8 protein-coding genes are annotated in these 7,407 nt (G+C 40.2%); all 8 read right to left on the reverse strand.

The window, feature by feature from the left end:
* Positions 1-2 precede the first annotated feature (2 nt).
* Positions 3-1,736 carry a type I restriction-modification system subunit M gene (locus FYJ58_RS12925; RefSeq protein ID WP_154520134.1) on the reverse strand — a complete coding sequence of 578 codons (1,734 nt, stop codon included), beginning with the start codon at positions 1,734-1,736 and terminating at the stop codon, positions 3-5.
* A gap of 23 nt (positions 1,737-1,759) precedes the next feature.
* Positions 1,760-1,975, reverse strand: a complete 216-nt coding sequence (locus FYJ58_RS12930; protein WP_154520135.1) for a helix-turn-helix domain-containing protein — start codon at positions 1,973-1,975, stop codon at positions 1,760-1,762.
* Positions 1,976-2,192: 217 nt separating this feature from the next.
* A complete protein-coding gene (locus tag FYJ58_RS12935) occupies positions 2,193-2,936 on the reverse strand; it encodes a SecDF P1 head subdomain-containing protein (RefSeq protein ID WP_154520136.1) in 744 nt (247 codons plus the stop codon).
* 143 nt (positions 2,937-3,079) lie between these two features.
* A complete protein-coding gene (locus tag FYJ58_RS12940) occupies positions 3,080-4,000 on the reverse strand; it encodes a DUF6674 family protein (protein ID WP_154520137.1) in 921 nt (306 codons plus the stop codon).
* Positions 4,001-4,060: 60 nt separating this feature from the next.
* Positions 4,061-4,750, reverse strand: coding sequence for a SpoVG family protein (locus FYJ58_RS12945; protein ID WP_005340521.1), 690 nt, complete (start codon positions 4,748-4,750; stop codon positions 4,061-4,063).
* Positions 4,751-4,753: 3 nt separating this feature from the next.
* On the reverse strand, positions 4,754-5,152 hold the full coding sequence (locus FYJ58_RS12950) for a hypothetical protein (RefSeq protein ID WP_154520138.1): 399 nt from the start codon (positions 5,150-5,152) through the stop codon (positions 4,754-4,756).
* Positions 5,145-5,762, reverse strand: a complete 618-nt coding sequence (locus tag FYJ58_RS12955; protein WP_075720921.1) for a class D sortase — start codon at positions 5,760-5,762, stop codon at positions 5,145-5,147. The genes FYJ58_RS12950 and FYJ58_RS12955 overlap by 8 nt, the downstream gene beginning before the upstream one ends.
* A 13-nt stretch (positions 5,763-5,775) precedes the next feature.
* Positions 5,776-7,260, reverse strand: coding sequence for a helicase C-terminal domain-containing protein (locus FYJ58_RS12960; RefSeq protein WP_235912653.1), 1,485 nt, complete (start codon positions 7,258-7,260; stop codon positions 5,776-5,778).
* Positions 7,261-7,407 lie beyond the last annotated feature (147 nt).

A 7,407-nucleotide genomic window follows, 5' to 3' on the forward strand; every position in this document is an offset into this window, starting at 1 on the left:
TCTCATAGGTCAAACACCTCCTCAAGACTTCCAGATAGTTCTGTCTCTAAATCCATAATCTCTGCCATGATTTCTGCTGATGGTCTTGGAGTTTCATACTTATAGAAATATCTTGTAAATGGAATTTCATATCCCACCTTTGACTTTTTCTCATCAATCCATGCATCCGGTGCAAATGGCAGTACTTCTCTTTCAAAGTATTCTTTAATATCTTCTTTCAGTGGAACATTTTCTGTATCACGAAGACTGGTATCTGGCTGTTTCTTTCCCTTTTTCAATACCAGATTGCCTTCTTCATCACGAAGCGGTCTTTCTATAGTAATCTTGGTATAACCAAAATCCTCGTTATTATAAATCTGGCTGATTTCACTCTCTTTAAAATCACCATAAATCTTTGTAATCTCAGCGATATCCTCCTCAGATATATCATTTCGCTTATTTCCCAATGCCTTTCTTCTCTTCACAAACATCTCATTGGCATTAATAAGCTGTACTTTCCCCTCTCTGACTGTACCTGCCTTTTTATTTGACAATACCCAAATATAGGTTGCAATTCCTGTGTTATAGAAAATATCATTCGGTAAAGCAACGATTGCCTCAAGTAAATCATTTTCGAGAATATATCTTCTGATTTCAGAAGGTCCGCTCCCTGCATCTCCTGTAAAGAGTGGTGAACCATTATGAATGATTGCAATTCTGCTTCCACCCTTATCAATATCTTTCATTTTTGATATCGCTGTCATAAGAAAAAGCATCTGTCCGTCACTTGCAGCCGGAAGCCCTGCTCCAAATCTTCCTCCGAAGCCAAGCTTTGCCTCTTCCTCTACTTTTGCCTTTTCATTCTTCCACTCACGTCCAAACGGAGGATTTGATAAGATATAATCAAAGGTACTGCCTGCAAACTGATCATCTGATAATGTGTTGCCATCCTTGATATAATCTGCATTGTTCCCCTTAATCAGCATATCCGCCTTACAGATTGCAAATGTCTGATCGTTAATTTCCTGTCCGAAAGATACAAGCTCTGTAGAAGCATTCAGACTGTGTAAATATTCCTCTGCAACAGAAAGCATACCTCCGGTTCCACATGCCGGGTCATAAATCGTCTTTGCCACATTATTACCGGAAAGGATATCATTATCATCATAGAAGAGAATATTGACCATAAGTTGAATAACTTCTCTTGGAGTGTAATGCTGTCCTGCATCTTCATTATGAGACTCGGAAAATCTTCTTATAATCTCTTCAAAGATATAGCCCATTTCAAGGTTAGAGATTTCATTCGGATGAAGATTTCCTCTATCTGTTGTGTATTCCTTTAAAACAATATATAAGATTCCCTTATTTGCCATAGTGGTGATGTGACCATCAAACTTAAACTTTTCAAGAATATCCCGAACATTCTCTGAAAATCCATTCAGATAATCACGAAAATTATCCTCAATATTATCCGGATCGTCCATCAGTCTCTCAAAAGTATATTTACTGGTATTGTAAAAATCATAGCCGGAAGTCTTACGAAGCAGTACATCTTTCATTGGGAGATTTTTCACTTCCTCATATTTCTTCAAAACTTCATCTTTTTTATCATGAAGAATACAATCAAATCTCCGAATCACCGTAAGCGGAAGTATAACATCACCATATTCATGTGGTTTATACACCCCGGTAAGCTTATCGGCTATTGCCCATATTAAATCTGCTTTTTGATCTATTTTTGCACTTCTCGTAGCCATTTCATTTTCCTCCATAAAGTAATTTACTTTTCTTCTTCATCCGGTACATAGTCAACCAAATCTCCAAAGTTACAATCCAGCTCTTTGCAGATTTTTTCCAGAACAGATAGTTTAACTGACTCGCAGTTTGTCATCTTTGCTATTGTACTGGAACTAAGACCAGTCTTAGCACACAAATCTCCCTTTTTCATATTGTTATCAATCAGTAGTTTCCACAATCCATTATAACTAATTGCCATAAGTATTTCCTCTCTCTAACAATTGTCGTAATCTAATACCATCATTATAAGTATAGCACACAAATTGCGAATATACAATTTGCATTTGCAAATATTGAATGCTATTTTCTAAAGAAAAAAGGAACCAAGGCAGGATACTTCTATCTTGATTCCTATTTTATATCATTTAATGTCCAAAAAACGGGACTTGGCACAATTTACTTCCATATTGCAAATATTATTTGCACTTTTCAAGCGCCTCAGACAATACCTGAGCCTGTTCATATGTATCTACTTCTATTTGACAACTACCTTCAGTTATTGCACACATTACCCTTGGATTTGCAATCATTTCATCATTCAAATAAATGCCTATCGTATTTCCAATATTATTTGTAGTAATATCTGCAAATGTTTTCGTTGATTCATCATCAAACTCTATTTGTACTACTGCCTTCTTGATTCCGTCGCCATTATCTACCATTGTTGCTTCTGCCGATTTTATACCACCAGTCATAAGTATATTCCCATCGCTATCCCGTAATGTGAATACATTTGTCTCTTGTTTCCCTGAGGGCTGATTATCACTGACATTTTCTTCTATATTATTTGAACCTTTTTGAAACCATGCTTCGCCATGATATCCTTGATATGCACCGATTGCACTATTTATTATTGTCAACACAAGACATATAATACCTAATACAATACCCACTATTGACATTCCTTTACTACTCTTCTTTAATCCTATTATTCCAAGTACCAAAGCTATAATTCCAACTGGTAATCCAATTATTGGAATAATCCATGCTAATACTCCCACTATACCAAGCACAAGTGCTGCTACTCCAAATCCAGGCTTACGAGCTTTGTTAATATCCGGAACTGCATAATTAATTTGATTCTGTAATGGTGCTCCACAGCCTGAGCAGAATGTTGCACTATCATCCATTTGTTTACCACATTTTGAACAATACACCATGTCTATTCCTCCAATTCGATCTTACTATATGAGATCATTCAACAATATCAAAAACCATAAATCTAAGTAAATTATATCATAAATGACATCTCCATTCCACCAAAAAAAGACGTACCACCATTTCTGATGATACGTCCTCACATCTATCTGGCTTTATCTTCTCTTACCTTCGGTACTTCCTTGTGTGCCGCTTCCTGCTTCACCTCATCCACACCTCTTGCCTCAAATGCATCTGCATTATACTGATACTCCTGTGGTTCGGCGACCATCGGCAAATATACAATCTCTGCTTCCACTCTCTCAGCTCCTGCCCTCTCCGGCTCTGTCTGTTCATGTGCTTTCGCATTCTCCATATGCTTTTCCTTATCAAGCTGCACATTCATAGCCAGATTATCCAGCTTATCAATCGAAGCGTCCAAATGCAGCTCCATTGATACAAACAACTTTCTCACTGCTTTCATCGGAGCAAGTACTGCCTTTGTAATGGGATGTTTCTGCTCTTTCTGTGAGTAATCCACCTTTGGCTTGTCAGCAAAAGTACGGAATGCATTGGCTGCTGTCTGCCCGGCTTCACTAAATCCTTTTGCAAGAAGTGCTGTCTTTGCTATATCCTTATCCGTGGTCTTGATTGCACCTCTTACATTCTCTCGGATATCAAGAAGCCTTTTCTTAATTCCTAAGAACTCCGACACCCTGTATAATGCAGCTCTTCCCTTTGCCTTTGCTTCATCAACTATGCTCTTTGCTGTAGATTTGACCTGTGCTTTCACTTCCAATACCTGCGACTTTATCTGCTCACATCTGGCATTAAGTCGCTCCTGTGCTTCCGACAATGCCTTTTTAGCATTATTGACAAGTGTATCTTCCTGCATTTCTTTGATCTGATTCTGCATATTGGTGAGTTCTTCCGTCATGGAATCAATCTTTTTCTCCAGTACATCCACATAGCTGCATATCTCAAATACATCATTTGCCTGCTCTTTCATGGCATTTTTCTTTAATAGTTCGAGAAGTTCTCTTATGACCTCCTCATTGGTAAGTGTTTTTCCTGCTTCCATATCCATTCTGTTTCCTCCATTCTGTAAATGGGGCAGCCTTGGCCGCCCCTGTACTCTGATTACTGATTATCGAAAGGGCGTTGCCTCTTTGTCCTTCTCTTTATCGGGATTGCCATGATGTTTCTCGGCACTCTCCCTCGCCTTTTCGTTGCTCTTATCCTTTGCTTTCTCATATTCAGAGATAATCTCATTATAGAGTTTTTCCCTGAAATCCTTTGTGACCGGATAGCAGACATCTTGATAGATTGGCTTGCCCTGCTCATCCACCTGCTTTGTCTTATAAGAAGGCATTGATACAAAGATTTTCTCTTTACCCTGCACGATATTGATATTATTTACGATGAAACTGTTTTCAAAATAAATGCGTGCAAGTCCCTTGATGTTACTACCTTCCCTCTCATAAGGTGTCACAGTTACGGAAAACTCCGGCATTTCCTGTGTACGCTCCTGCTTCTGTGTCTCCTCTTTCTCCGGTTCCTTAATTCTTGCATAGGCATCAAGGATATTGGTATAGAGTTCCTCTCGAAACTCTGCTGTAATAGGATTGCACACATCCTTATAGATCACACCGTTGCTTTCATCACGCTCATTGGAGCGGTATCTTGGCATTGATACGAAAAGCTCTCCCTTATCCTTATTCTCAAGGATTGCAATATTGGTAATCTTAAATGAATCACCGAATACTACTGTTGCAAATCCTTTGATATTGCTGCCCTCTTTTGCTCTTACTTCGTTTACCTTAATTGAATACTTCATATGCTATTCCTCGCTTTCTTTTTGTTCTTTGTTTTGCTCCGGTATGATAAGCTTACACCAAAGCTGTTCTATCTGTTCACAAGACAATCTGCCATTTAACCAGTTGCCAAGTGTAACAACCATTCCATCCTGCTCGTAGTAGAGCCACTCCTGTGTTTCAATGTTCCCCTCATACACGATAGTCACATCAAAATCAGGCATGAATAATCCTTCCTCCGCATCACATACACAGGCTATTCCCTGTCTGAGTGTCAGATTCATGCTTTCGACATATACAGACCAGCCGCTTACGACTATCTGAAAGTCATCATCAATTTCCGCAATATCATCCTCGATGTCGATTAGCTCTTCCATTTCCGATACTGCCTCTTCTATCTCACCTAACCGGTATCTCTTATTCATCCATCACCGCCTCCTTATAAATGCACCTGACCACAAAACGCATGGTTCCTTTCTGGGAACAAGTAAAAAGAGTTAATTCTTTTTCTGTACCCTGTGTCTTGATGCTGTTATCATACGGATTTACTACCTCTGTCTCTGTTACCTCATAGATGTGTTTAAGTCCATTTTTGTCGGTTATCATTACTTCATCACCTATGGATATCTGACTTAGTGGTGTAAAAAATGTGCCATATCTGCTGCCATTATGACCGCACAACACACAGTTGCCACTTTCTCCGATTCCTGCAGTCTCTTCTATATGACCAATCCCGGCATTAAGCACTTTACTTGTGGTTCCTTCCATTACCGGATACCTGATATCTAAGCCCGGTATCTCAATGATGCCGATAACACCGCCTTCTTTAAGAATGGCTTCATCCTCTTTACTAATGGAGGTTTGCTCTTCCTCCACATCTGTTTCTTCATCGTAATCATCCTCCAATGTCTGCTCAAATTCACTTATGAGCTGTTCTGTCTGTTTTTCTCCGGTTGCCCGCCAGAAAAAAGGGACTGCCATAATGGCAATCCCTGCTGTAATCAGTAGTCCTGCGACCACTTTTCTTATGCTCATATTATTCACTCTCCTATCGTGTTCTGCCCTCTCTGTCGGCTGGATAAGCACCTTTATCCTCTGCTACAATTGCTGCAGCTTCCATCCTGTCATCTGCCTCTCTTTCTTCCTCCGGTCCGCTCAGGTCTGCATCCACAGCCTTTGCGTTCTCAAGGTCAAGCTGGGCATTCAGTTCACACTGTCTTGCCAGCTTTTCTTCCAGCTCCGTGCTGTATGCAAATGGCTTATCATACTCAGTCTTTGATGCTTCAAGGTCATTCTGGTACTGCTCAATCTTCTTTTCTAAGAAATCAATGTTCTCATGAAGTCCATTAAACAGGTTTTCAAGCTTCACCATGCTGCCGACAGGACTTGTAGAAAGCTCTGCCTTGTACTCAGTCTTTCCACGAAGCACCATATAATTGATGCCAAGGAAGTTCTTTTCTACAAGCAGCTCAAATCCATGGAATTTACCGATTGCGGTTGTCTCTCCGGTCTTGCACTTGCTGATTGCTTCAAGCATCATGGTTCCGCCATCCACTCGCTCTGTGTAGATTGCTTTGCCTATGGTAATGGCAAATTCCGGTTTATCAATCAACTCTTTATCCCTAGCCTTTACATCCTCACGGACATTGGCAAGCTTTTCGGTTGCTGTCTTAATCAGCTTCGGGTATTTAATCATAAAGTTATCCTGCAATCCGTATCTCTGATTGTCATAGGATGCTTTTAAGAGCTTTAATCTCTGGACATCATTGTCAATCTCCATCTTTTCCTTGATTAAAGGATTGCCTGTAGCAACCGCCTTAATCTCTGCATAGGAAAGTGTAGCCTCGTCAATATCCTCACAGCTTCGGCTTACCGCCTTGCTTGTCATGACCTGACTGATGAAACGCTGCTTATTTTCGACGAGTGACCAATTGTATGCATCAAAGGTTCCTTTGGTAACATATCTGTAGATTGCCACCTCTTCATTTTCGTTGCCCTGCCTGATGCCTCGTCCCTCTCGCTGTTCTATTGAGCTTGGCTTCCAAGGACAGTCCACATGGTGCATTGCAACAAGGTGTGTCTGCACATTGACACCTGTTCCACACTTATCCGTAGAACCGATAAGCACTTTCTTCTTACCTGTCCTCATCTCCTTAAAAAGTACGTCCCTTTGTGCATCCGTCTTGGCATCATGGATAAATGCTATCTCCTCTGCCGGAATACCATACTGGATAAGTGTTTCCTTCAGATAATCATAGATGGTAAAGTCCTTATCCGGTCCCGGTGTACCGATGTCCGAAAAAATAAGCTGGCAGCCTATATGACCGTTGGCATTTCCTTTCTCATATTCTTTCCACACATTCTCCGCTACCTTATTGAGTTTTCCATCCGGATTGTTCGGCGCATCCTTATCAATCAGCCTTGCATCTGTTCCGAGTAATCTTGCCTCATGGGTAATCTTTAGGAAGTTGTCTACACTTGGATCAACTCCACCGCCTCTGATACGCTCTGCCCTCACAACAAAGTCTTCCATGACCTGCTTCACATACCAGTTATAAATGTCAATACAAAAATGTACAAAAGTTCCAAAATAATAATGTACAACTTTTTTAATTTTCAGTCTGGATATGATCTTTAAGCCGATATGATTTTCCGGATATTGTAATTACATGTGCATGAT

The organism is Velocimicrobium porci (assembly GCF_009696045.1).
In the GTDB taxonomy this organism is placed as follows: Bacteria; Bacillota; Clostridia; order Lachnospirales; family Lachnospiraceae; genus Velocimicrobium; species Velocimicrobium porci.